Source organism: Rhizobium bangladeshense (genome assembly GCF_017357245.1).
In the GTDB taxonomy this organism is placed as follows: Bacteria; Pseudomonadota; Alphaproteobacteria; order Rhizobiales; family Rhizobiaceae; genus Rhizobium; species Rhizobium bangladeshense.
This window is the reverse complement of record NZ_CP071613.1, coordinates 275,076-299,217: the sequence shown is the minus strand read 5'-3', so window position 1 is coordinate 299,217 and position 24,142 is coordinate 275,076. Positions and strand designations below refer to the sequence as shown.

The following is a 24,142-nucleotide window of genomic DNA, read 5'->3' as shown; positions in this document are numbered from 1 at the left end:
GGCAGAATTCTCGAGCGGCAGCTCGATGCCGAGCGTCAGGCCGCCTGCGGTTTGCGGATGAGGTCAAGCGCGGAAGAATGGCCCATGTTTGAATGGGACATCAGAATTCTCCGGATAAATTGGGCGGGATCGGCCCGGCGACGGGTGCGCCGGGCTCCAGGCATCAGGCGATCTTCGGAACTGGGACTGTGCGGCGGTCGAGTACGCCGCTCCACATCGTCAGGAAGAGGGCGATGACGACCAGGATCGCACCGACCCAGGGGGTTGCACCAAGGCCCAGCGGCGATTCAACGACCAGGCCGCCCAACCATGCGCCGATTGCGATACCGAGGTTGAAGGCAGCGATGTTGAGCGCGGAGGCGACGTCAACCGCGCCGGGGCGGTGCTCCTTGGCAAGCTGCACCACATAAAGCTGCAGGCCGGGAACATTGCCGAACTGAAGGAAGCCAAGTGCGGCAAGGGTGATGATTGCCAGTACCGGCGAGACCGCGGTGAAGGTCAGGACGACCAGCACTATGGCCTGCAGAATGAATAAGCCGACCAGCGCCTTAACAGGGTTGTGATTGGCGATCTTCCCGCCGGCGATGTTGCCGATGGCGATGGCGATGCCGTAGAGCACGAGGATCAGGCTGACGCTCCGCTCGGAAAACCCGGTGATTTCCTGCAGGATCGGCGCAAGAAAGGTGAAGGCGACGAATGTGCCGCCGTAGCCGAGCGCCGTCATGGCGAAGACGATCAGCAGACGACCGGAGCCGAGAACGCCGACCTGGTCGAGCAGGCTTGCCGGCGGCGCCTTCTTCAGCGTGTTCGGCAGAAGGGCGGTGATGGCGAGGAATGCGACGACGCCAAGGGCGGCAACGACCCAGAAGGTTGCACGCCAGCCGAAGACCTGCCCGATATAGGTGCCGAGCGGAACGCCGGTGACGATGGCGACCGTCAGCCCCATGAACATCATGGCAATGGCCGAGGCGCGACGGTTTTCCGGCACGAGATCGGCGGCGATAGTCGATCCGACCGAGAAGAAGACGCCGTGGGCAAAGGCTGCGAGCACACGGGCGACGAGCAGCAGTTCATAGTTAGGCGACAGAGCAGCGACTGTGTTGCCGACGATGAACAGAGCCATCAGGGCAAGCAGCAGCGGCTTTCTTTCGATCTTGCCGGTGAGCGCGGTCAGGATCGGCGCACCGAAGGTGACGCCGAGCGCGTAGACGCTGACGATCAGGCCGGCGAGCGGCAGGGTGATGTTGAGGTCCGTCGCGACCGTCGGCAGCAGCCCGACGATCACGAATTCGGTTGTCCCGATCGCGTAAGCCGCGATCGTCAGGGCAAAGATAGCTAAAGGCATGACAAGTTCCTCTCCGCCGCACCGTCGATGTGAGGGGGCTGAGACAGCGATGCTGTCGGTTGATCGATTGCTGCCTTGCAATATGGCGGAAGAGGACTTGCGCGATAATCCAGAGTATTGAAAAAATACCTTTGAACTCAGTTCATAGGTGGTTTTGACATGGATAATCGCGCCGGGGAAATGGAAGTATTTGTGGCGACAGCGGAATTGCAGAGCTTTTCGGCGGCCGGGCGGCGGTTGAAACTCTCGCCGTCAGCGGTCAGCAAGCTCGTTACCCGGATCGAGGACCGACTCGGCACCCGCCTTATGGTGCGTTCCACCCGCACGATGAAGCTGACCCCGGAAGGGGAGGTCTATCTTGCAAGAGCGCAGCGCATTTTGGCGGAGATTGCCGAAACCGAGCAGATTGTCGCCGGCGGCGGCAGGATGGTTCCGCGCGGGCTACTGCGGGTCAACGCCTCGGTGGGCTTCGGTGAGCGATACCTGCTTCCACTCATTCCAGCGTTTCTGGAGCTCTATCCCGAAGTCAAGCTCGATGTCTCGCTAACGGACGGCGTCATCGGGCTGATCGAGGAACGCACTGATATCGCCATCCGCTCAGGCCCGATGAGTGACTCGGCACTCAAGGCAAGGAAACTATTGGAGAGCCGACGTGTGATCGTCGCCTCTCCCGCCTACCTCAAAATGCATGGCGTACCGAAAACGCCACAGGATCTTGCCGATCGCAACTGCTTCTGCTTCAACTTCCGGCGCAGCCTCAATGAGTGGCCGTTTCGCGATCCGCGTTCATCCGAGATCTATCGTGTACCCGTTTCGGGCAATACGTCGGTCAACAGCGGCCTGATCATGCGTCGGCTCTGTCTTGCCGGCAGCGGGCTCGGACGGGTCGGCCAATTCCATGTCCAACCGGATATCGACGCAGGTCTACTGATCCCCGTGCTCGAGGACTACAATCCCGAAGACATCGAATTGATCCATGCGGTTTTTGCCGGACACGAGCATTTGGCCGCTCGCATTCGTGCATTCATCGACTTTCTGGTGGAACACGTCAGTGGAGAAAGAAAATCGGAATCGATACCGTGATACCATGATGGTCCCTTGGTTTTCGGCTTGGTCAAGCGATGGCCGGCTCCAATCCGGCGCTCGATCACCATCGAACCACAGCAGCGATGACAGGGCTCTTCTGCCGCTGCTCGACCCGGCACTGATTACTCCGCCACGCCAAAGGACAGGCATGCCCGTTGACGCTCGCCCCTTCTGATCCCATCTGCTCCAGTGTGCCCAAGACGAAAACAAATACGAAAAGCAATGATCCCGAGCTGATCAGGGAGTGGTCACTCCCCGCGGAGGCGACGCTCGGATCGGCTGTCAGGGTGAAGGGAATCCTGCAGGAGATCCGGTCCCGCCTGCCCCCCGCGGTCAGAAAGTCGCTGGACATGGAGTCGGGCGAGCTTACCCTCGTCATGCCGGAGACTTCGAAGACAGCGTTTCGCGCGACCTCGTTGATTGTGACTGAAGCCCTCCAGAACATTTCAGACCTTCGGATCATCCCTCGCGAGATCGAGGACATCCTGACGATCACGGCCTCTGAAAGGAAGCGTTGGCTGGAGGATGGACGTCTTCCGAGTGCTGGAACGAGGACCGTCCGGCTGCAAGGCCGAGCGCGACGGATCACCTTCCATGTATTTGATCCACGGGTTGTAGAGGATCTGCTCGACCGCGGGGCCGTGGACGAATGGCGCGAGCAAGACGCGGTGGTGAAAGCCGAAAACAGGAGACGCGCCGCCTATCAGGCGAAGCTGTCGCGTTCACTGAAAAAACAAGAAAAAGCCAAACAAGCTGATGAGAACGATGACGACCCCGCGACCGGGCTGAGCGGTTGGGACGAGTTCGGGAGCGAAGGCCTGCTGCGGTAGGATTGGCGGCGTTCGCATCGGCAAATGATCGCAGGAGTTACCTAGCTCGCCAGAGGATCTGGAGGCGGCAGCCGTAGCCGCCACCCCTTTTTTCCGTGTCAAGCCGCCGCCGGTCGGTTGATTGTCAGGAAGTGCCGGACGACGGGCTTCTCAGGACCGGCATGGTAAGCCAGAACCTTCCCCTGCAGATCGGCGTCGGCGTTCGAGACCCGCTTGTGCTGGCGAAGATGTTCAGCCCAGGATTCCACCATGAACCACTCGACGATCTTCTCAGGGTCCGCCGAGTCCTCAGTGACACCCCATCCGTAGGCACCGTCGCGGCGACGTTCCCTGGAAAGATGGTCGAGAGCGTGCAGGAAGGCTGTGCGGTGCTGCTTCTCGACCTTGTATTCGATCAGGATGAGAACTGGGCCACGATCATGGGCAACTGGCACGGCAACGAGCGGCTCGGGCCAGTGGTTGGACGGCACAAGGTCGGCATCGCCTGCGGGAAGCTTCACGCGGTGCATGATGAACCCGGCGATGAGCAGGCCGGCCGCTCCAATGAGCAAGGTGGACTGGATGCCGACAGCTTCGCCGACTGCACCCCAGCCGAGGCTTCCGGCAGTCATCGCACCGTTGAAGACGGTTAGGTAGACCGCAAGACCGCGACCACGCACCCAGTTCGGGAGAACGGCCTGCGCTGCCCCGTTGAGTGTCGTCAGGGCGGTGATCCATGCTCCCCCGAGGAAAAGAAGGACCACGATGGCGACGATCTTCGGCGGCGCAAGCGACAGGACTCCCATGACGGCTGATGTGACAAGCGCGGCGCCGAGAAGCAGTCCGTCGGAGCTCAAGCGTTCACGCAGCTTCGGCATCACCAGGGCTCCCCCGATCGCACCAGCACCTACCGCACCAAGCAGGATGCCATAGAAGCTGGCATCACCACCGAGCAGTTGTCGGGCAACGAGCGGAAGAAGAGCCCAGACCGCGCTGGCGAAGGCAAAGAAGATCGCGGCCCGCAGAAGCACGACGTGCAGTGGCTCGCTCGAGCGGGTGTAGCGAAGGCCGGCCCGGAACGCACCGAAGAAGTTCTCCTGAAGCGCATCGTTGGAGTTCTTTGTCCGCGGCCACCAGACAAGAGCTGCGATCACGACGATATAGCTGGCCACGTCCGCGCCATAGGTGATCCCAGCTCCGAAGGCAGCGAGAAGCAGGCCGCCCGCGGCAGGCCCGATGGAGCGGGCGATGTTGATGCCGAGCGAGTTGAGCGCCACCGCGCTCTTCACGTCCTCGCGCTTCACCAGTTCCGGCACAATTGCTTGCCATGTCGGTCCCATCAGCGCCGCGCCAATACCGCCGAAAAAGGTCAGGCCGATCAGCGCGCTGACCGAAAGCATGCCTGTCTGCGAGAGAACCATCAGCGCGATGCTGACAGAGGCGAGTAGCACCTGGACGGCAATCAGGAACTTGCGGCGATCGAGGATGTCGGTGAGAACGCCTGCGGGGATGGCAAGCAGGAAGATCGGCAGGGTTCCGGCAGCCTGGACCATGGCGACCGCGGCCGGCGATGCGGACAGATCCGTCATCAACCAGGAGCTTGCGACATCGCGCATGAAGCTTCCGGTGTTGCCGATAACGGTGGCGATCCAGAGGACAGCGAACACGGGCTGTGCAAGCGGCGCGAAGGCTCCCGCGGGTGATTTTGCGGCGCTCATTTGCCTGCTCCCTTTGTGAGGTCAAATGCTGCAACGAACACGAATGCGCCCGCCAGGCCTAGGTGCTCAAAGAAGGCATTGGTGGCCATCATGCGGTCCATCCCAGGCGCCATCTCCCAGAAGCGGAGGGCGATGAGGGTGGCTAGAAGCGTGAAGCCAGCCAGCGCCAGCGCGCCTGCCCAGCGCAGGAAGCCCGAGATGACCATGGCGGAGGCCGTCAGCTCGAATACGATGACGGCGACTGCGAAGAAAAAGGCTGGGTGCAGACCGAAGTGATCCATCTCGCTCAGGGCACCGTTGAAGTCGAAGATCTTGGTGAGTGGGCCCTGGATGTAGGCCGCGCAAAGAGCCATCAGCGACACCATCCGCAAGACAGGTGATCTGACCACGCGTGCCACGCCGCTCCGGATTGGGTTGGATAGTTGAGATTGGTAAGTCATATCTGCTCCTGCATGTTCACCGCGAGCGGCTGCGTTCGATGGAGCGATATTGACTGGTTACCGCATTGCCAACAATTACAGCAATAGTTTCTATTTAATTGCAAAATCGGCAATTATGGAGTGACGCCCGGGTGCCGGTGGGCGACCCGAGCTGGATGTTCGTCAGACCGCCCAGCAGGAGCAGCCGAGAGCCCCAAAGAAGCCCTTGAGGTCGGCAATCGGGAGCTTGGATGTCCAGGCTCCGGAATGGTCGTGGCCGTGCACGCCGCAATTGCTCGCGCATCCGCATGTAGAGATCGCGGTGCGGCGCAGCGAACGAGCGCCTGCCCCTTCCGGTTCGCCCCAGGCCGCGTAACCGCCGAACTTGCGCACCGGAGACCAGTCTGGCATGGCGGGCGGGATGTCGTTTTCGTCGAGCGCCTTGAAGTCACCCGCGCCGTAGACGATCTTGCCGCCGACCATTGTCAGCTCCGAAACAAGGAAGGAGATCTCGTTCTCGGCGCAGGAGAAGAAATCCTTGTCCGGCACCACGAGATCAGCGAACTGACCCTTCTCGATGCGGCCTTTCTTGCCTTCCTCGTTGGAGAACCAGGTCACTTTCTCGGTCCACATCCTGAGCGCCGTCTCGCGGTCGAGGCAATTGGCGCGCGGATAGAGCTGCATGCCGCCGACGGTCTTGCCAGTTACCATCCACGACATCGAGACCCACGGATTATAGGAGGCGACGCGGGTGGCATCGGTGCCGGCCGAGACGTTCACGCCTTTGTCGAGCATCTTCCTGATCGGCGGTGTCGCTTCCGCCACGCCGTGCCCGTAGCGCTCAACGAAGTATTCGCCCTGATATGCCATGCGGTGTTGTGTGGCGATGCCACCGCCCAGGGCGGCGATACGGTCGATCGAGCGATCCGAGATAGTCTCGGCATGGTCGAAGAACCAGTTCAATCCTTCGAGTGGAATGTCCTTGTCGACCTTCTCGAACACGTCGAGGGCACGGGAGATCGTCTCGTCATAGGTGGCGTGCAGACGCCACGGCCAACGGTTTTCCGCCAGGACGCGGACAACCTCTTCCAGCTCACCTTCCATTTCCGGAGCCATCTCCGGACGGGGCTGGCGGAAATCCTCGAAGTCGGCGGCCGAGAACACAAGCATCTCGCCCGCACCATTGTGCCGGAAGTAGTCGTTACCCTGCTTGTATTTGACCGACTGGGTCCATTTCAGGAAGTCCTGCTTCTCTTCCTTCGGCTTCTGGGTGAAGAGATTGTAGGCCAGCCGAACCGTCATCTGGTTCTCGTCGGACAGCTTCTGGATGACCTCATAGTCGTCAGGATAGTTCTGGAAACCACCACCCGCGTCGATCACACCTGTCACGCCAAGGCGGTTCAACTCGCGCATGAAGTGGCGGGTCGAATTGACCTGGTAGTCCAGCGGAAGCTTAGGCCCCTTGGCAAGCGTCGAATAGAGAATGCCTGCATTCGGCTTCGCCAGCAGCATACCGGTAGGATTGCCGTTGGCATCGCGGGTGATCTCGCCTCCGGGCGGGTTCGGGGTGTCACGGGTGTAGCCGACAGCGCGGAGAGCCGCACCGTTGAGCAGCGCACGATCATAGAGGTGCAGAAGGAATACGGGTGTGTCAGGCGCGACAGCGTTGATCTCGTCGAGAGTGGGCAGCCGCTTTTCGGCGAACTGATGTTCCGTGAACCCGCCGACGACGCGAACCCACTGCGGCGCAGGCGTGATCGCCACCTGGCGCTTCAGCATGTCCATCGCGTCGGCGAGCGAGCGTACGCCGTCCCAGCGCAGTTCCATGTTGTAGTTGAGGCCACCGCGAACGACGTGGGTATGGTTGTCGATCAGGCCGGGAAGGACGCGCTTGCCCTTGAGGTCGATGATCTCAGTGCTGGGACCAGCCAGCGCCATGATCTCGCTGTTGGATCCGACCTCCAGAAACAACCCGTCCTTTATTGCGATCGCAGTCGCATTCGGATTGGTCCGGTCAAGGGTCGTCACGCGGCCATTGTGGAGGATCAGGTCGGGATGCATGATGTCTACTCCGGTCTGGTTGGGATCGGCAGCTTTCGCTGGTGAGAAGAGGTTCGAAAACGCCAGGCTCGATGCACCTCCGAGAAAGGATCGACGCGTCGTCATCAGCCCCTCTCCTCTACACTCGCATCTGCCTGACGAGCAATGTTGATACCATCGCTACCCTTCGGCAGGTGACCGAACATGTGCGGCTTGATCTGGTGAAGCCATGAGATGGCCGCCGGCTCGCTTCTCCAAAGCGTCTTCGCGAACGGAATGATCTGTTCGCCGACAAGGATTCCGAGAAGGCCGACCAGGGCAATGACAGGCGGTGCCGGTGATCGGACGTTGAGCAGGCTGTAGACGATACCGACGAGCAGCCCTGCGCCAAGCGATAGGAGATAGAGCTTCATGTGATGTTCTCCGATTGCGGAAAGGACCGCTCCGATGGGGTTATCGGAGCGGTCTGATCAGCCCGTTACTTCGCGGGGTTCGGTCCGATGCGCTTGCCGTGCGTGACGCGTTCCTCTGCGCCGTGAACCATCGTGTAGGCATAGTCGATGCCCATGCCGTAAGCGCCCGAATGTTCCTTTACGAGAGTTGTAACGGCATCGTAGGTTTCCTTACGAGCCCAGTCGCGCTGCCACTCGAGCAGGACCTGCTGCCAGGTGACCGGAATCACGCCTGCCTGCACCATGCGATCCATTGCGTACTTGTGTGCGTCCGAGGATGTGCCGCCGGAGGCATCGGCGACCATGTAAATCTCGTATTCCGGCACGTCATGGAGAGCCGAGAGAGCGAATGTGGTGTTGCAGACTTCGGTCCAGAGACCGGAGACGACGATCTTCTTGCGGCCGTTCGCGGCGTTCTTCGCCAGAGCGTCACGAACGTTCTGGTCGTCCCACGAATTCATCGAGGTGCGCTCGAGGATATCGTTCTCGGGGAACACGGCGAGGAGTTCCGGGAAGGTGTTGCCCGAGAAGGACTGCGTCTCGACTGTGGTGATCGTGGTCGGGATGTTGAAGATCTTGGCGGCCTTGGCGAGCCCGACGACATTGTTCTTCAGCGTCTGACGGTCGATCGACTGGACCCCGAACGCCATCTGCGGCTGCTGGTCGATGAAGATGAGCTGGCTGTTTGCCGGGGTCAGGACTTCGAGCTTGGACATGGTCAATTCCTCTTCGGTTTGTTTGGACCGCCTGTTGCGGTGTTAGACATGGGCAGCAGCGGTTGATCGGACGCCCGCGCGACGCTCGTTCTGCAATCCTTGAAGTGTTTGCTGGATCCGTCTCGGAGCCGCTCACTCGTTGTCTTGGCTGCTGAAAACAAACGTATCGCGCGGCTAACGCGTACGGAATTGCAATAAGAATTTCTATTGAATTGCGATATCTGCAACAATAGTTTGACTGCTGGCGCGGCTGAAATGAAAAGCGCCGCGGCCCTTTCGGAACGCGGCGCTCTTATCGCGGCTTTGTCTGGAGATTGCTGCTCATGCCGTCAGCGGCACAAGATTGGCCTGGATCTCATCGCGGTAGTCCTCATATCTGCTCGGGAGTTTGAGAGCCTCGCCGAGATGCGCCGTGTCCTCGTCCCGGTTGAAGCCAGGCTCGTTCGTGGCAACCTCGAACAGAACTCCGCCAGGTGTACGGAAGTAGATGGCCCAGAAGTAATCGCGGTCGATGACGGGCGTGACCTGATATCCCGTGTCCATAAGGGCCTTGCGCACATCAAGCTGCTTCTCACGGTTATCGACGGCGAAGGCGATGTGGTGAACCGAACCTGCGCCCGGACGCGCAAAAGGCGTCTTCGGCAACGCTGCGAGATCGATGGTATCTGCCCCGTTGCCGTTGGGGATGACGAAGCGGGTCACGTCGCCCTCCTTATCGGCGCGCTGATAGCCCATGAAGCCGAGCAGCTCCTCAGTCGCAGCCGTGTCATGAAGGTTGAAGCGGGCGCCGGCGAAGCCGCGGATGGCCGCAGCGTCTGGGATTCCATCTGCAACCCACGGAGCCCGCGTGTCGTCGGGGGATTCGATCAGCGCAAGCCCGTCGCCGTCCGGCCCCATGAAGCGAAGTCGGTTCGCACCGAAGACGGTGTCCACTTCCAGGCCGTCCACACCTTGAGCGGTAAATCGATCCTGCCAGAACTTCAGCGAGCCCTTCGGCACGGAGAACTGCGTCTCGCCGACCTCGCCGACGCCGGGGCGGCCGAGCATCATGTTCGGGAACGGGAAGTAGGTCATGACCGTGCCGGCCGACCCGATCTCATCACCGTAGTACAGGTGGTAGACGCTCGGGTCGTCGAAGTTGACCGTCTGCTTGACGCGGCGCAGGCCGAGCGTCTCCGTGAAGAAGCGATTATTCTGCCGCGCGTCCGACGCCATCGAAGTCACGTGGTGCAGTCCCTTGATGTCCCTGATCATGGCGATGCCTTTGAGTAGGTTAAAATTCCTTGTTGATGTTAAAGCTACGCCCGTTGATCGCCATCGGGTATTGCAATATTTCTCTCGACTGAATTGCAAATACTGAAACAATGACATGAACGATTACAAAGCCCTTCGGACCTTCCTCCTCGCCGCCGAGAAACGCAATTTCGCCCAGGTTGCCCGCGAATTGGACATGACCCCCGCAGCCGTCACGCGTGCCATTGCCGCGCTTGAAGCAGAACTTGGCGTGCAGCTTTTCGTGCGCACGACGAGGCAGGTCTCGCTGACGACTGACGGCGCAATCTTCGCTGCCCAGATCCAGCCAGCGGTTAAGACGCTGGAAGAAGCGCGACGGGATGTGATGAATGCACACAAGGCCGACGAAGGGCGGCTCCGGATCAGCGCGCCCACCTGGTTCGGCAAGACGGTGCTGCCGCCGATCCTGTCAGGTTTCAAGGAACGCTATCCGAAGATGAGCTTCGAGATCTCCTTATCCGACGGTTTGGTGAATATCGTCGATGACGACTATGATCTGGCGATCCGCATCTCATCACAGCCTTCGGACAAGTACACGATCTGGAGAAAGATCAGGGTGGTGCCGCGCATCCTGGTCGCGGCACCAGGGAGCCGTTTCGCCGATATGCAACATCCCAATGAACTAAAGCCGGACGACTGCCTCGCCTATAGTGGCGAGAGCCGGCGCGAGACCTGGGTTTTGTCCGACGGCGGCTCGAGCATCACGATCTCGGCAGGTCGAGCCTTCAGCGCCAACAGTGGCGAGGTACTGGCGGACATGGCCGCCGACGGTGCAGGAGTTGCGTTGCTGCCCGGGTTCAATATTGCTGATCACATCCGAAGTGGCAGGCTGGTCCACGTCTTTAAGGGATGGGCGCCGCCGGACCTGTGGCTGACGCTGTTCTACCCGCCTTACCAGGCACTGCCGCCGAGGATTGCGTCATTCTCGAAATTCTTCGAGGAGCAGGTCGCGGCAAAGATGGTCATGCTGGACTGAACGCACGCAAAGGCCCGTCAGCGTGATCTGGCGGCACACCGCTTTTAGATCCGATCATCCTCTGGGAGTGCTCGAAGTCTAGCGGCGACCATTTGCTGTAGCTGCCACAGGTTTCGATCATAGATATTGCGGCCTGCCAGATCCAAAACGGTTCGGTGCAGGTATTCCGCGCAGGATCCGGCAGGTCCACAAGCCTGGGCGATCAGCCCTGCCGCTTCTTCGAGGGGGATCTTCTCCGTGAGCGGGGATTGCTTGCTGCTTGCCCAGAACGTGAGCGCCGGGCGTATACCCGTCGGTGTCTTGACCGCGACCCATCGCGCCATGTCGCATACTTCGGCGTATCGGATCTCTCGCGCAAGAAGAGTACGCAGGTTCTCCCTCTTGGTTGTGCACGGGAGCTTGAGGACAAGACCGGAGCAGCTTCCTCCTGGCCGCAGCGCCAACATGAGGCCCGGCGCATCAGAGGTGGCTCTGAACCGTTCAATCCTCAACGAGAACGAACGGTGCCAGCCGTAAGCGACGGCTTCTTCGCTGGCTGCCACCTCGAAACCCGGGTTCCACATTAGGGATCCGTACGCGAACACCCAGATCTCCTCGTCACCGGCCTCCTCCTCAACCCTGCTGACGAGGTCATCGAGCTGCGTAGACGAAATCGGAGTCCAATTTGGTTCCGGCCCCTCGTCTTCGACAAATTTGAGGGTTCTGGCGACGAGCTGGGGGGTCAATTGCATGGCAAAAGAGGGTGTCTTGGCGGCGAGTCTTTTGGGCATCGTAGAAACCGTTTGAAACGAGATCACCGGCGGAGACCCATCGCCTCCGGCGGGTTCATGGCGTAACTGCCGCGCGATCAATCAGCGGGTCGGTCGACAACCGCGCGGAATGTGATTTCGACGATCTGCTCGGAGAAAGCCAGTGCCGAAACCCCGATCAGGTTGCTGGCGCACTGAGGCACCTCGATGCCGTACATTTCCTTGCGCACCTTGGATGCGGCCGCAAACGCGCTAGGAACATCAAGCACGTACAGTGTCTCTTCAACGACATCATCGAGGGTCGCACCATATTTGGCGAGCAGAGTCTTTGCGTTGACATAGGTCTGGCGGATCTGGCTCTCCATCTGCGAGAAGTCCGCAGGCCGCTTATCCGCGTCGAGTTCCGCCGGAGCGACAAGATTGCCATTGTCATCGTGGCTCAACTGGCCCGAGACATAGATCGTGTCCTTGACCTGCAAGGCCTGAACGTATCCGAAGGCGCGCTCCCAGGCGACGCCATGGTTCTCTACTTTCTTGGACGGGTTGCTGTTCGTCATGATAAGTTCCTTGCATTAGATGATGGCGCGCCGAGTATGCACTCGTAGTTCATGGAGGCGACGGATGCGTGGGAGGCCGCACCCGCCGCCGGACCGATCAGGCGTTCACGAAGGCCAAGAGATCGGCATTCAGGACATCGGCGTTGACGGTCAGCATGCCGTGCGAGAACCCCGGATAGGTTTTGAGAGAGCCGTTCTTCAGGAGCTTGGAGGACTTCAGCGCCGAGTCGGCGATCGGAACGATCTGGTCGTCTTCGCCGTGCAGGACGAGTGTAGGGACAGTGATCGCTTTCAGGTCTTCCGTCTGGTCGGTTTCGGAGAAGGCCTTGATACCGTCGTAGTGGGCTTTGGCGCCGCCCATCATTCCCTGCCGCCACCAGTTCTGGATCACCCCTTCCTGTACGGTCGCACCATCGCGGTTGAAGCCGTAGAAGGGTCCAGCGGGAACGTCCCGAAAGAACTGAGCGCGGTTGGCGGCGAGTGCGGAGCGGAAGCCGTCGAAAACTTCCATCGGCAGGCCTTCAGGGTTGCTTTCGGTCTTCAGCATCAGAGGAGGGACGGCGGAGACAAGAACCGCCTTGGCGACGCGTCCAGAAGGCTGACCGTGCTTGGCGACGTACCGGGCGACTTCGCCGCCACCAGTGGAGTGGCCGATATGAACGGCATTCATCAGGTCGAGTGCTTCGACCACAGCGAAAGCGTCCGCTGCATAATGGTCCATATCGTGACCTTCCGAGACCTGGGCGGAACGGCCATGACCACGGCGGTCGTGGGCGACGACACGGTAACCCCTGGAGAGGAAGAACAGCATCTGTGCGTCCCAGTCATCAGAAGACAGCGGCCAGCCATGATGGAAGACGATGGGCTGAGCGTCCTTCGGACCCCAGTCCTTGTAGAAGATTTCAACGCCGTCCTTGGTGGTTACATATGCCATTGTCTTGGTTCCTTCGATGAGATTGATGGCGGCAGCCCCATTGGCCGCGACGCTGAGAGTGGGTGATATTGTCATGACCGCTGCGGCGGCACCTGCAGAAAGCAGCACGCTCCTGCGGGTCACGGAGGAAAGGGCATCGGTCATTCGGGGTTCCTACGAACTTCGCTTGAGAGCTTCAGGCGACGCTGAGTTCGTCTGACGGGTTGATAATGCCGTCAAATCCGACGCCTCACAATTGCAGCAATAGTTTCTAGTTTATTGTTGATTGCGCAATTATAGCCGCGACACACGGGTTCTATATCCAAGGCGCTGATGGCAGTGCTGCTGACTCTCGGGCATTGCACATGTTCGCACTGCTCAGGCTTTCCCGGGCAGAGCAGTGCACGTCATGACGGTCGCGGATGAATCGGATGCCGCGATGGAAACGGCCGGACGTGCGTGCGAGATCCTCGCACGACATGGTACTCCCCACGCGCGCGCGATCGGTCTGGGAGATCGAGAAGCAGGAACGCCCGCGGAGACGATCCTGGGCCTCGCCAAGAGCCTATGTGGAAGTGATCGTGATGGGCGCGTACGGGCATCACGGCATTCGGGAAATTTTCGGATCAACGACACGCGAGGTGCTGAACGCCTCTCCAACAGTGCTTTTCCTCCACCACTGAGAGAGCGTTCGCTTGAGACAAGCTCGAAGGGGAACGAGACAGGGATAATGATTTGAGTTCCAGCTTCTTGGCGCCCCCCGCAGGTGGCGAATTAGATTTCTCCTATGCCAGTGAAATTTTCGACAGTCATCGTGTCGCCCGGGAAGAACATCGACATCCTGAGCGGCAACGAAGGCGGCATTTGTGTTCGTTTTCGGATTGCCATTAGGCCGAGCCAGTGGCAATTTCCCGCGGTCATCGCTCGCCAACTGGAAACGCCTTTTGACCGACAACAAGCTGCGATCAGCCGATCCGGAGCTGGAACACCAGGCTCGGCAAGGACTGCCGTCTCTCGTTCTCGCCGCCTTGGGCGTCGTCTATGGCGACATCGGGACAAGCCCGCTCTACGCGTTCAGGGAAGCCCTCCATGCCACCGGCGGTTCGGGAGCGGATCGAGCCGACGTGCTTGGAATCCTGTCATTGATCGTATGGGCGCTTACCATCGTCGTCACGTTGAAATACGTGACGTTCGTGCTGAAGGCGGACAACCGGGGCGAAGGCGGCACCCTGTCTCTCATGACTCTCGCTCGCGAAGGTCTTGCCGGACGGCCCAAGTGGGTTCTCGTCCTCGGCGTGATCGGAGCCTCGCTTTTTCTCGGCGACGCAATCATCACGCCGGCGATCTCCGTTCTGTCCGCGGTTGAGGGTATCGAGGTGGTTGCACCGGCGTTGTCCAACTGGGTCGTGCCTATCACTCTTACGATCATTGCCGTTCTGTTTTTCGTACAGCGGTTCGGCACGAGCGGGGTGGCGTCGGTATTCGGTCCTATAACGGCTCTGTGGTTTGTTGTCCTTGGCGTCAGCGGGGCGATTCACATCTTTGACGACCCGACGGTGTTGGGCGCAGTCAATCCGGTACACGCACTCCGATATATAGCAAACAACATTGGATCGGCCATCGCGGTCCTCGGAGCCGTCTTTCTTGCCGTGACCGGCGCCGAGGCCCTATATGTCGACCTCGGACATTTCGGACGCCGTCCGATCGTCACGGCGTGGTTTTCGCTCGTCTTCCCCAGCCTGCTCCTGAACTATTTCGGGCAGGGCGCGTTCGTGCTCGCGAACCCGCAGACGGCTGAGCATCCCTTTTTCAACATGCACCCGGAATGGGCGAGAATTCCGATGGTCTGCCTCGCGACAGCGGCAACGGTCATCGCCAGCCAGGCAGTGATCTCCGGCGCATATTCGTTAGTCCGTCAGGCGATGCACCTTAACCTGCTTCCGCGCCTGCGCATCCTCCACACCTCCGAGACGCAATCCGGGCAGATCTTCATGCCGCAGGTAAACAACCTGCTATTCATGTTCGTGGCTGCACTCGTGCTCTTCTTCCAGAATTCAAGCGCCCTATCCGCCGCCTACGGTATCGCCGTGACAGGCGAAATGTTGATCACTTCGATCCTCCTGTTTGTCGTGATCCGCCGTATCTGGAGCTGGAAGCTGGCGACGGCTCTTGCCGTCATGGTGCCGATTTCACTGATCGACGCCGGATTTCTAGCCGCCAACATTGCCAAGTTCGCCGAGGGCGGCTGGGTTCCTGTTGCGGTGGCGTCGACGATGGCGCTCGTCATGCAGACATGGACAGCGGGGCGTCGGCTGCTTGCTTCCCGCACCAAGGCCGACGAAATTCCACTCGCGGCGATCATCGATAACCTGGCCCGGAAGAAGCCGCTCACGGTGCCTGGAACTGCGATGTTCCTGACAAGCGACATCGAAGGAGCGCCAACCGCACTGCTCCATAGCCTGAAGCACTACAAGGTTCTGCATGAGCAGAACGTCATTCTCAGCGTTGTCACCTCCACGACGCCGTTCGTTCCGGACGATGAAAAAATCTTCCTTGAAAGCTTCAATCCCCACTTCAGCCGGCTGGTGATCACGTTCGGCTACATGGAGACCCCCAACATCCCTCGTGCGCTCGTCCTCGCCCGCAAGCTTGGCCTGAAGTTCGATATCATGTCGACCTCGTTCTTCCTCTCCCGCCGAACTATCCTCCCGTCGAAGAAAGGCGGCCTGCCATTCTGGCAGGACCGGCTGTTTATTTCGCTCGCACAGAATGCCAGCAATGCCACAGACTATTTCGGACTGCCGTCGGGGCGAGTGGTCGAGCTCGGGCTGCAGACAACCATCTAGTATACGCGGCCGCATCGAGATGCTTCTGCTCCTCCTGAAAGGCGTCGTGCGGCTCCGCTGTCGCTTCGTCGAACGGCAAGGAGCCGACGTGGCCTCGCATATGCGCTGAGGCTTGCTCACTCCAGCGCCGGGTCACTCCACGGGACAACTGAATGGAAATGGCTACGAAGCTTACGGCAGACCTTAGCCGCCGCGCCTAAATATCTCGATGATGGTTCAAACCCATAGAATTACGCAGGCCGGTGGTCGTCGAAGGAATTTTTCAGCAGCTTATTAATGTGCGACTTGGGAAGCCGCTGACAACAATTCTTCCGGACTCGGCGCCCGGCATATATTTTGGCCTTCCTCTTCGGCTTCTGTGAAACTCCAGCGCACAGTGCCTTCCCGATCGAGCAGGAACTCGCCGATAAGCGGCATGTGACCGGCGATCATAATCTGCCGGTCGGCCGCGGTAATTTCATACCAGTCCTTTTTCTCAAGAAAGTCGCCCGCCGCAGCCGGGTTCATCGGCACTGGCAACTCCCCCGGCAGATCGATCCGCATTGCCATGACCGCGTCCATCCCGAGCTTGTGCGGCCATTCGGTTTCATTCTCCGTGAACTCGAGGATGGGTAAACCGAAGGCCCGATGCGAAGCCCCCTCCGGGTCGGATGCGCTAAGAAGGTCGGGTAGCGGATGGTAACGGAAGTAGAGCCGCGCCCGCTCGACCGGCGTCTTGACCACGGCGAGACATTCGATGCCTTTCTCCTTCAGGGCCGGATTGAGTTGCGCCATCGCCGAGACATGACGCCGGCAGAACGGACAGTGCAGGCCTCGAAACAAACCGATCAGTAACGGGCTGCGGCCTCGAAAGTCATCGAGCGCGATCTTGCCTTCGCGCGAGATCGCGTCGAATACGACATTCGGTGCCCGGTCGCCCGGCTGCAGCGGGCGGTCGACACTACTCGTGGACATGAACAACCTCCTCGCCCGGGATCAGCAAAAAAGGCGGCACACCCAGCGCTCCGGGGGTCGCGCCCGTGCTGGGCGCCAACTCCCTACGCCGGGGCAAAGTGGCGTTCGGCCTCTGCCATATTGCCGAGGTCGAGATAGAGCCTTTGCAGGCCAATCATAGCACGGAAAAAGCATCTGCGGGTGAACATTCAGGCTGGTCAGCAATCCGCGGCGCGCTATCTCCTCTGCGCGATCTTCGATCGAGACGCCTGCCTTTAATCGGCTCACCAGCCGGTGCCAGCCTACAGCGACACCCTGATCAGCCTGAGCAGCCTGCATTGCTACAAAGATCTTGCCGAACCTTCGGCCATGGAGGCGTTCGGCAAGGGCGGGCGGCACGGCTTATCCTGTTGAAAATAGGCGACGCGCGCGATCCCGGCCCCTTCCCCAGCGGGGTCCCGCCGACGCCAAGATGATTGGCGTCGGGGAAAAAGTCCTTTTGGACGTTCCAAAGGTTTTGGCCGAGGCCAAGAACCGGCTTCAAAGAATAACGAAATCTTGATCGGCATCAACGGTTACCGGATCGCACCTTCGGCGCTATTTCCCAGCTTCGCGTTGAAATGCGGGCATCGAGGGAGAGTGTAGGATGCTTCAAATTCGCAAATCCTTGGCAGCCGTGACAGCCGTCATCGCGATTGCCGTGTCGCTATCATCCTGCACGACGAGTTCGAGCGATCCGGTGCAGACCGGTTCGGTCGGATATAGCAGCGTCGATTTCGGCCTCAGACCTGCCTGCCGCGGCGGCTTCGGCAACGATCGGCCTTGCAGCTATTGATCGGTGGTCGCTTGACGCGTCCCATCCACACTGTCGGAAGCCGAAATTTCATTCCGCCTCAGCTTTGTCGCGAGCGTTCAAAGTAGCGATTCACGATGTCCTTTACTTCCCTTGAACTGAACCCTGAAACCCATCTGTGCGGTATCGCGACGGTCCTTTCAAGAGGCGGCCGCTTGCGCAAATGTCCAAGTATCTCCGGATCAGCGTCCTTGCGGACAGTCAGATAGATGAATTCCGCGTGCCAGGCGTCGGCGATATCGACACGTTCGATCATTGACCAAGGGATGAGCTTCGACAGCTTTTGACTAGAGATTCCGTCAGGCCCGATCTCCATTATGGGCTTCGTAAAGTCCATCTTCCGAGCCTTTACCAGAACATAGACGATGAGGGCGAGGAAGACGATCGCGAACAAGCCCTCTCCGAAGCCACTTGTAGGTCTGCTCATTTTGATCTGCCCAAGGGCGATAAGTGAAAGGTATGCGAAAAGGAGCGCCATAACGCAAAGGGTTATCCATCTGACGCTCCCACGCAGTATGAGAATTGGCTGCGTAGCGTTTGGGTCGCGGTCGGTGGCGGGGGAATGTTCATCGGTCACGGTTGAATTCAACTCTCCACGCAACTCATCCGAACACACCTTAACTGTGTAGAGCCGCGGCCCTTCGTTACACCCATCTACCGGAAAATCGTTACGAACACCTGCTAGCGTGATACACAACCGAAATGTTGCTCTAGGAAAGACAGTCATGCGGTATCTTCGGTCCGGGCCGCGTCGGCTTCACACTCAAGAGATGGGCGTTCCCCGCGCCAAATCGGTGGGCTTGAGGTCGGGTGAGATCGCCGACCGGAATATCCGCGTCATCCTGGAAGCGATCCGCCGGCATGGGCCCTTGACCCGCACAGAGCTTGGCCGGCACAGCGGCCTGACTGGGCCCGGCATCACCAATATCCTGCGGCGGCTCGCCGACGAGAAGCTCGTGACGTCGAACCGGCGCAACGGGCTCGGCGGTAGGGCGACCGCCACGGAATTCGCGCTGCGCCCGGAGGGCGCGTTTTCGATCGGCGTCAAACTTCGCCGGACCCGCGGCGAAATTGTGCTGATCGATCTCAGCGGCCAGGTGCATGATCGGGTTTATTTCGACGTGGAACCGGAAGACGGGGTCGGCGCAGTGCATGCGTCGGTCATGGACATGGCCGATCGGCATGCGACATTGCCGATCGTCGGGCTCGGGATCGCCGCCAATGATTGGAGTGACGCGCGCAGCGAACAGCTTGCTGCGATGTCGACGATCTCACGCACCTACGTCGAAAACGAATGCACGGCGAGCCTGCTCGCCGAGCGCACGATCGGCAGCACCATGCCTGAGGGTGGGCTCGCGATGATCATCATCGACGATGACGTGCAGGCGGGTTTCCTCATCCGCGGTATTCCCTATTCCGGCGTCCACGGGCGGGCGGGCAGCATCGGCGAAATGCTGACCGGGCCCGACAATGTCCAGCTCAACACCGTCGTCGGTTTCGATTCCCTGCGCTCGCGCATCGGCGACAAGGACTTCGCGCGCCTGCTCAAGGGGGAGGAGTTCTCCTCGCCCTCGCTGTCGCAATGGATACGCGATGCCGCGGGGCACCTGCTCGATCCCATCATCGCCATGGCAGGCTTCATCGCCCCGAGCGTGGTGATGATCGGCGGCGACCTGCCGCAAGGAGTGATCGAAGCACTGATCCATCAGCTTTCCGTCGAGCGGCGCGACACTTCGACCAGGCCGCTGCTGACGCCCTGGATTTCGCCGATGCGGCCGGCAAGCTTTAGCGGCGGCGGCGTCGCGCTGGGGGCTGCTCTCCTGCCCTTCCTCAACACGCTGCTGCTGCCGCCGGCTTCGGCCTGAACTCTGGCGGGCTCAGCCGATCGCTTCGTCGGCGTGGCTGAGATCGGAGGCGAGCGCCTTGTCCAGCACCTTTTGGATGTTGGCGGCACGCCGGAAGGAGGGTTCCTGGGTCTTGCCCGCCCGCACAGCCTGGACGAAACGCTGATAGTTCGTCTCCACAGGATCGAAGGGCACGTCGCGCCAAGTCGCGGTATGGACGTCCTCGCCAAGGCAGGCGCGCAACGTCGATTTGCCTGTATCGTAGATCATCTCGACCGAACCTGTTTCGCCATAGACCCTGAGGCGCAGCTGGTCCATCTGGCCCGCGGCCGTGCGCGTCGCCTGGATCGTACCGATCGCGCCATTGGCGAAGTCGACATTCATCGTGAAGCTGTCATTGGCGTCGAGATCATATTCGCCGATCTTATGGCCGGGCGCCTTTTCGAAAGTCTTCAGCCGCGCGAAGACATGAGCAACGTCGAGGCAGGAACCATAAGAGGCGAAATCGACGATGTGGATGCCTATGTCGCCGAGCGCGCCGTTCGAGCCGTGCTTTTTACTCAGCCGCCAGAGCCATTTGCTTTCGCTCTTCCAATCGCCCCAGTGGCGGCCGACCAGCCAGCTTTGCAGATGCGACGCCTCGACATGGCGCACCGCGCCGATCTCGCCCGCGAGAACCATCTGTCGGCCCTTCTGCAACGCCGGTGAATTGCGATAGGTGAGGTTGACCATGCCGACCTTGCCCGCCCGCTCGATCGCCTCGGTCATTTCCATGGCCTTGGCCGCATCCGTGGCGAGCGGCTTTTCACAGAAGACATGTTTGCCGGCGGCAATCGCCTGGAGCGTCGTCGGGTGGTGAATGCGGTCAGGCGTGACATTCGCCACCGCGTCAAACTCGCCCCAGGCGAGCGCCTCCTCGAGCGTGGAGAAATGATTGGCGATGCCGTGTTCGGTGCAGAACGCCGCCAGCCGCTCCGGGATGACATCGACGCCGGCGACGACGCTGACGCCTTCGATCGCCTTAAAATGAGCAGCGTGGTGATTGGCCATGCCGCCGGTGCCGAGAATGAGTAAACGCATCGTCTCCTCCACAGAGTTACCGGCTGCCGCTGCCGCCGGGCAAAACCCACCGCCTGCGTTCGCGGCCATCCGCGATCGCTCGGGCTCTTCTTCAGGAAAATTGCGGGTGGATGCGCCGCGCGTGCGTAAGGCGCGCTTCATAACTAAATTCGAAACGCATCCCTTCCGAAAACCGGAGCGTGCGCTAGCTGCTGTTGAATGTCGCCAGCATCCTAACCTCCCAAGCTCTGGCTTGACATCAAATCAAAGTAACTTAATCTAATTAATGCAGCACGGAAAAGAGGAGAGGTCAACCGACCGCCAAGCTGTAATTCGTTCAAAATGGGGAGGAGACCCATCATGAAGAGCGCGACCGTCAGCGCATTGGCGCTGAGCACTGCATTATTTTCAGCATCCACGATTTTTGCCCAGGAACTTGCCACAAAAGACCGGATCGGCCTCGCCGATGCGGCGAAAACCCTTGTCGTGCGCCTTACCAACGACAGCCCGAACAATTCGGATCCCGCCATCGCCGAGGGCTACCAGAAGCTCTTCGTCGATTTCATCAAGAAGCACCCGGACTGGAAATTGCAGATGCAATTCATGTCCTCCGACATCGGCACCGAACAGGCCAAGATGCTGGAACAGGCGAAGGCCGGCAATGCGCCGGATTGCGCCGCCGTCGACTCCTTCGTGCTGTCGCAGTTCATGGTCAACAAGGTGCTGGCGGATTTCACGCCCTACTTCTCCAAGGAAGAAGTGGACGACCTCTTCCCCTTCATCCGCGCGGGCATCACCGACAAGGACCAGACGATCCGCGCCTGGTGGTGGGATACGGACCTTCGCGTGCTCTATCGCAACACGTCTGTCGTAGCAGATGCGCCGCAGACCTGGGACGATCTGAAGAAGGCCGCGCTCGCATCCACCAAGGAAGGCATGGAAGGCGTGCTCTTCAACGGCGGGCGCTGGGAAGGCACGACCTTCGACTGGCTGGCGAACTACTGGGCGCTCGGCGGCAAGCTCGTCGACGATTCAGGCAAGCCGGTCTTCGGCGAAGGCGAGAACAAGGAAAAATTCCTGAAGGCGCTGAACTACTTCAAGGATCTCGTCGATTCCGGCGCGGCCCCGAAGCGCGTCACTACCATCGCCAACTATGACGACATGAACGCGGCGGCAGCTGCGGCGACCACGGCGCTCTTCATCGGCGGCAATTGGCAATATGCTCAGCTGAAGTCGACGCTCGACGAAGAGGAATTCAAGAACTGGACCTTCTCGCCGATCCCCGGCCCTTCGGCCAATGAACGCTCGACCGGCACCGGCGGCTGGACCATCGCTTCGTTCAGCAAGGACAAGGAGAAGATCGAAATGTGCGCCAATCTGGCGCGCGACGTCTACATGGGCCCGGCAAACGCACTGCAGCAGCAGCTGCCGACCCGCAAGTCGCTCTTCGACAAGTATGAGGTCTTCTCGACGGAAGCCAACAAGACCTTCGCCAATGCGCTGGTCGACGGCCAGGCGCGCCCGGGCGTGCCGATCTATCCCGAGATCTCCAACCAGATCCAGATCATGATGGGCGACGTGCTGTCGGGAACGAAGAAACCGGAAGAAGCCCTGGATGCCGCATTCAGCGCGGCGATGGAGGCTCACAAGCGTCTGTGATCCGGCGGGCGTCTCCAACGCTTTCGACCGCGGCGGCGCCTGCCCTTCAGGCGCCGTCGACAGTGCCAAACCGGACAGAGAAGCCAATGAGCCCTATTGCCATCGAGGCTGACACCCCGCCTCAAAGCAGAACGTTCATGCGCCGGTTTGCCGGTGCGCCCCTGCCCTGGATCATGCCCGTGATCATCGTCATTGGCATATTCTACCTTTATCCCGTCATCGACGTTTTCCGGCTTTCTTTCACCAATGCGACACTGATCGGCGAAAACCAGCAATATACGTTTGGCTCGATCTCCAACGCGCTCAGCTCGCCGCAACTCCCCGACATTCTCTGGGCGACGCTGATCTTCGTCGGCGGCAGCGTCATCGGCCAGCAGATCCTTGGTCTTGCGGTCGCCGTAACCGTCATTCGCGGCGAAAAGCGCGGCCTGTTCGGCACTACGATTCTCAGAACAACGGCGCTCGTTGCCTGGGTGGTGCCGGGCATTGCCGGTGGCATCATCTGGCAGATGCTGTTTTCCGAAGCGCCCTACGGCGCGTTGAACAGCATTTTGAGGCTGATGCACATGCCGACCGTCGCCTGGCTTTCGGACCCTGCGATGGCCCCCTGGTCGACGCTGATTTCGAACATCTGGCGCGGCACCGCCTTTTCGATGGTCGTCATGTATGCGGCGCTGAAATCGATCGATCCCTCTCTCTATGAAGCAGCGGAAGTCGATGGCGCGACGGCTTCCCAGCAGTTCTTCTTCGTCACACTTCCGCAGCTGCGCGCCGCCATCCTCGTCAACATGATCCTCATCACCATCCAGACAGTGAACACCTTCGATGCGATCATCACACTGACAGGCGGCGGACCGGGGCGCGCGACCGAGGTGATCTCGCTCTACGTCTTCAATATTGTGTTCCGAAACTACGATCTCTCCGGCGGCAGCGTGCTCTCCGTGTTGATGCTGATCATCAGCCTTGGGCTTGCCTTCATCTACGCATCCTTCCTGCCGAAGGAGGAAGAGCAATGAGCGGACGCACAGGAAGCCGGCTCGGCGATGCCATGAGCTATCTCTTCATGCTGGTGATGTTCGTCTTCTTCGCCGGTCCCCTCACCTATCTCCTGTCGATGGCGCTTCGTGATAAGCGCGAGGTCTATCGTGGCGCGGCGCGTTACATTCCCGACAATCCCACCATCCAGAACTTCATCACCGTTCTGAACAACAGCTACTTTCCGATCTATCTCTGGAACGGCCTCAAACTTGCTGCCTTGAGCGGCTTCGGCGTGCTGATCGTCGCCTTGCCCGCCGCTTACGCTTTCTCGCGCTTCCAGTTCCGCGGCAAGGGCCTCTCGATGATGGGGCTGCTTCTCTTCCAGATGATCTCGCCGCTCGTCATCATGGTGCCGCTCTATCGCTACATGAACCGGCTCGGCCTACTGGACACGCATTTCGCCGTCGTCATGGTCTATGTCGCGCTCGGCGTTCCGCTGGCGACATGGCTGTTGAAGAGCACCGTCGACGGCATTCCGCGCAGCCTTGACGAGGCTGCCATGATCGACGGCTGCAACCGCTTCTCGGTCTTCTGGCGCATCATTCTGCCCCTGTCGGCGCCGGGCATCGCCTCAGTCTTCATCATCACCGTCATTGCCGGCTGGTCGCAATTCCTGGTGCCCTTCCTGCTGCTCACGAAAAATGACCTGATGCCGATCGGCGTCGGAATCTTTAACTTCCGTGGCATGCAGACTGACTCGTCCATCCAGCTGCTAGCTGCCGCCTGCCTGATCTCCGTCGTTCCGGCGATCGTGGCCTTCCTGTCGCTCCAGAGGCTGATCCTCGGCGCGATGACCAGCGGCGCGGTGAAGGGATGAAGAGGTCTGCTCCACTCTCC

Annotated in this window: 22 protein-coding genes; 9 read left to right on the top strand and 13 right to left on the bottom strand. The window is 60.1% G+C overall.

What is annotated here, in order from left to right:
- Positions 1 to 163 precede the first annotated feature (163 nt).
- Complete coding sequence (locus J2J98_RS22360; RefSeq protein ID WP_064708460.1) at positions 164 to 1,345, bottom strand: MFS transporter; 1,182 nt, start codon at positions 1,343 to 1,345, stop codon at positions 164 to 166.
- A gap of 159 nt (positions 1,346 to 1,504) precedes the next feature.
- On the opposite strand from J2J98_RS22360, the gene J2J98_RS22355 reads away from it, so the two are divergent.
- Together J2J98_RS22355 and J2J98_RS22350 are read left to right on the top strand one after the other, a co-directional pair.
- Positions 1,505 to 2,428, top strand: a complete 924-nt coding sequence (locus tag J2J98_RS22355) for a LysR family transcriptional regulator (RefSeq protein WP_064708459.1) — start codon at positions 1,505 to 1,507, stop codon at positions 2,426 to 2,428.
- Positions 2,429 to 2,622: 194 nt separating this feature from the next.
- Entirely contained in the window at positions 2,623 to 3,261 is a 639-nt protein-coding gene (locus J2J98_RS22350; RefSeq protein ID WP_064708458.1) for a hypothetical protein, read from the top strand.
- A 98-nt stretch (positions 3,262 to 3,359) separates the two neighbouring features.
- On the opposite strand, the gene J2J98_RS22345 is transcribed toward J2J98_RS22350, so the two are convergent.
- The 6 genes from J2J98_RS22345 to J2J98_RS22320 all read right to left on the bottom strand — a co-directional run bounded on the left by J2J98_RS22345 (position 3,360) and on the right by J2J98_RS22320 (position 9,839).
- Complete coding sequence (locus J2J98_RS22345; RefSeq protein WP_207603489.1) at positions 3,360 to 4,958, bottom strand: MFS transporter; 1,599 nt, start codon at positions 4,956 to 4,958, stop codon at positions 3,360 to 3,362.
- Positions 4,955 to 5,398 (bottom strand): DoxX family protein, encoded by a 444-nt coding sequence (locus J2J98_RS22340; RefSeq protein ID WP_064712335.1) that lies wholly within the window; start codon positions 5,396 to 5,398, stop codon positions 4,955 to 4,957. Before J2J98_RS22340 ends, J2J98_RS22345 begins: the two co-directional genes overlap by 4 nt.
- Before the next feature lie 162 nt (positions 5,399 to 5,560).
- Positions 5,561 to 7,543, bottom strand: a complete 1,983-nt coding sequence (locus J2J98_RS22335) for an amidohydrolase (protein WP_207603488.1) — start codon at positions 7,541 to 7,543, stop codon at positions 5,561 to 5,563.
- A complete protein-coding gene (locus J2J98_RS22330; RefSeq protein ID WP_064712337.1) occupies positions 7,543 to 7,830 on the bottom strand; it encodes a XapX domain-containing protein in 288 nt (95 codons plus the stop codon). Before J2J98_RS22330 ends, J2J98_RS22335 begins: the two co-directional genes overlap by 1 nt.
- 65 nt (positions 7,831 to 7,895) lie before the next feature.
- Entirely contained in the window at positions 7,896 to 8,585 is a 690-nt protein-coding gene (locus J2J98_RS22325) for a hydrolase (RefSeq protein ID WP_207603487.1), read from the bottom strand.
- Between the two features lie 321 nt (positions 8,586 to 8,906).
- Positions 8,907 to 9,839 carry a VOC family protein gene (locus J2J98_RS22320; protein ID WP_207603486.1) on the bottom strand — a complete coding sequence of 311 codons (933 nt, stop codon included), beginning with the start codon at positions 9,837 to 9,839 and terminating at the stop codon, positions 8,907 to 8,909.
- Positions 9,840 to 9,954: 115 nt separating this feature from the next.
- On the opposite strand from J2J98_RS22320, the gene J2J98_RS22315 reads away from it, so the two are divergent.
- Positions 9,955 to 10,854, top strand: a complete 900-nt coding sequence (locus J2J98_RS22315) for a LysR family transcriptional regulator (protein WP_064708451.1) — start codon at positions 9,955 to 9,957, stop codon at positions 10,852 to 10,854.
- 44 nt (positions 10,855 to 10,898) lie between these two features.
- On the opposite strand, the gene J2J98_RS22310 is transcribed toward J2J98_RS22315, so the two are convergent.
- From J2J98_RS22310 to J2J98_RS22300, 3 genes are all read right to left on the bottom strand, one after another.
- Entirely contained in the window at positions 10,899 to 11,624 is a 726-nt protein-coding gene (locus J2J98_RS22310; protein ID WP_207603485.1) for a gamma-glutamylcyclotransferase, read from the bottom strand.
- Positions 11,625 to 11,701: 77 nt separating this feature from the next.
- Positions 11,702 to 12,160 carry a RidA family protein gene (locus J2J98_RS22305; protein ID WP_207603484.1) on the bottom strand — a complete coding sequence of 153 codons (459 nt, stop codon included), beginning with the start codon at positions 12,158 to 12,160 and terminating at the stop codon, positions 11,702 to 11,704.
- Between the two features lie 97 nt (positions 12,161 to 12,257).
- Entirely contained in the window at positions 12,258 to 13,094 is an 837-nt protein-coding gene (locus tag J2J98_RS22300; RefSeq protein WP_311044218.1) for an alpha/beta fold hydrolase, read from the bottom strand.
- A gap of 923 nt (positions 13,095 to 14,017) precedes the next feature.
- On the opposite strand from J2J98_RS22300, the gene J2J98_RS22295 reads away from it, so the two are divergent.
- Positions 14,018 to 15,919 carry a potassium transporter Kup gene (locus J2J98_RS22295; RefSeq protein ID WP_207603482.1) on the top strand — a complete coding sequence of 634 codons (1,902 nt, stop codon included), beginning with the start codon at positions 14,018 to 14,020 and terminating at the stop codon, positions 15,917 to 15,919.
- A 273-nt stretch (positions 15,920 to 16,192) separates the two neighbouring features.
- Here J2J98_RS22295 and J2J98_RS22290 read toward each other — a convergent pair whose 3' ends face one another.
- A complete protein-coding gene (locus tag J2J98_RS22290) occupies positions 16,193 to 16,873 on the bottom strand; it encodes a redoxin family protein (protein WP_064708446.1) in 681 nt (226 codons plus the stop codon).
- A gap of 625 nt (positions 16,874 to 17,498) precedes the next feature.
- On the opposite strand from J2J98_RS22290, the gene J2J98_RS22285 reads away from it, so the two are divergent.
- Entirely contained in the window at positions 17,499 to 17,687 is a 189-nt protein-coding gene (locus J2J98_RS22285) for a hypothetical protein (RefSeq protein ID WP_064708445.1), read from the top strand.
- A 58-nt stretch (positions 17,688 to 17,745) separates the two neighbouring features.
- Here J2J98_RS22285 and J2J98_RS22280 read toward each other — a convergent pair whose 3' ends face one another.
- Entirely contained in the window at positions 17,746 to 18,099 is a 354-nt protein-coding gene (locus J2J98_RS22280; protein ID WP_246569449.1) for a hypothetical protein, read from the bottom strand.
- A gap of 331 nt (positions 18,100 to 18,430) precedes the next feature.
- Here J2J98_RS22280 and J2J98_RS22275 point away from each other — a divergent pair, with 331 nt between their 5' ends.
- Positions 18,431 to 19,570: an ROK family transcriptional regulator gene (locus J2J98_RS22275; RefSeq protein WP_064708443.1), complete on the top strand. Its 1,140-nt coding sequence runs from the start codon at positions 18,431 to 18,433 to the stop codon at positions 19,568 to 19,570.
- 12 nt (positions 19,571 to 19,582) lie between these two features.
- On the opposite strand, the gene J2J98_RS22270 is transcribed toward J2J98_RS22275, so the two are convergent.
- Positions 19,583 to 20,629: a Gfo/Idh/MocA family protein gene (locus J2J98_RS22270; protein ID WP_138394607.1), complete on the bottom strand. Its 1,047-nt coding sequence runs from the start codon at positions 20,627 to 20,629 to the stop codon at positions 19,583 to 19,585.
- Between the two features lie 339 nt (positions 20,630 to 20,968).
- On the opposite strand from J2J98_RS22270, the gene J2J98_RS22265 reads away from it, so the two are divergent.
- From J2J98_RS22265 to J2J98_RS22255, 3 genes are all read left to right on the top strand, one after another.
- A complete protein-coding gene (locus tag J2J98_RS22265) occupies positions 20,969 to 22,267 on the top strand; it encodes a type 2 periplasmic-binding domain-containing protein (RefSeq protein ID WP_207603481.1) in 1,299 nt (432 codons plus the stop codon).
- 86 nt (positions 22,268 to 22,353) lie between these two features.
- The gene (locus J2J98_RS22260) at positions 22,354 to 23,283 is read left to right on the top strand and encodes a carbohydrate ABC transporter permease (RefSeq protein WP_207603480.1); all 930 of its coding nucleotides are present in this window, start codon (positions 22,354 to 22,356) and stop codon (positions 23,281 to 23,283) included.
- The gene (locus J2J98_RS22255) at positions 23,280 to 24,122 is read left to right on the top strand and encodes a carbohydrate ABC transporter permease (protein WP_064708439.1); all 843 of its coding nucleotides are present in this window, start codon (positions 23,280 to 23,282) and stop codon (positions 24,120 to 24,122) included. The genes J2J98_RS22260 and J2J98_RS22255 overlap by 4 nt, the downstream gene beginning before the upstream one ends.
- Positions 24,123 to 24,142: the final 20 nt, after the last annotated feature.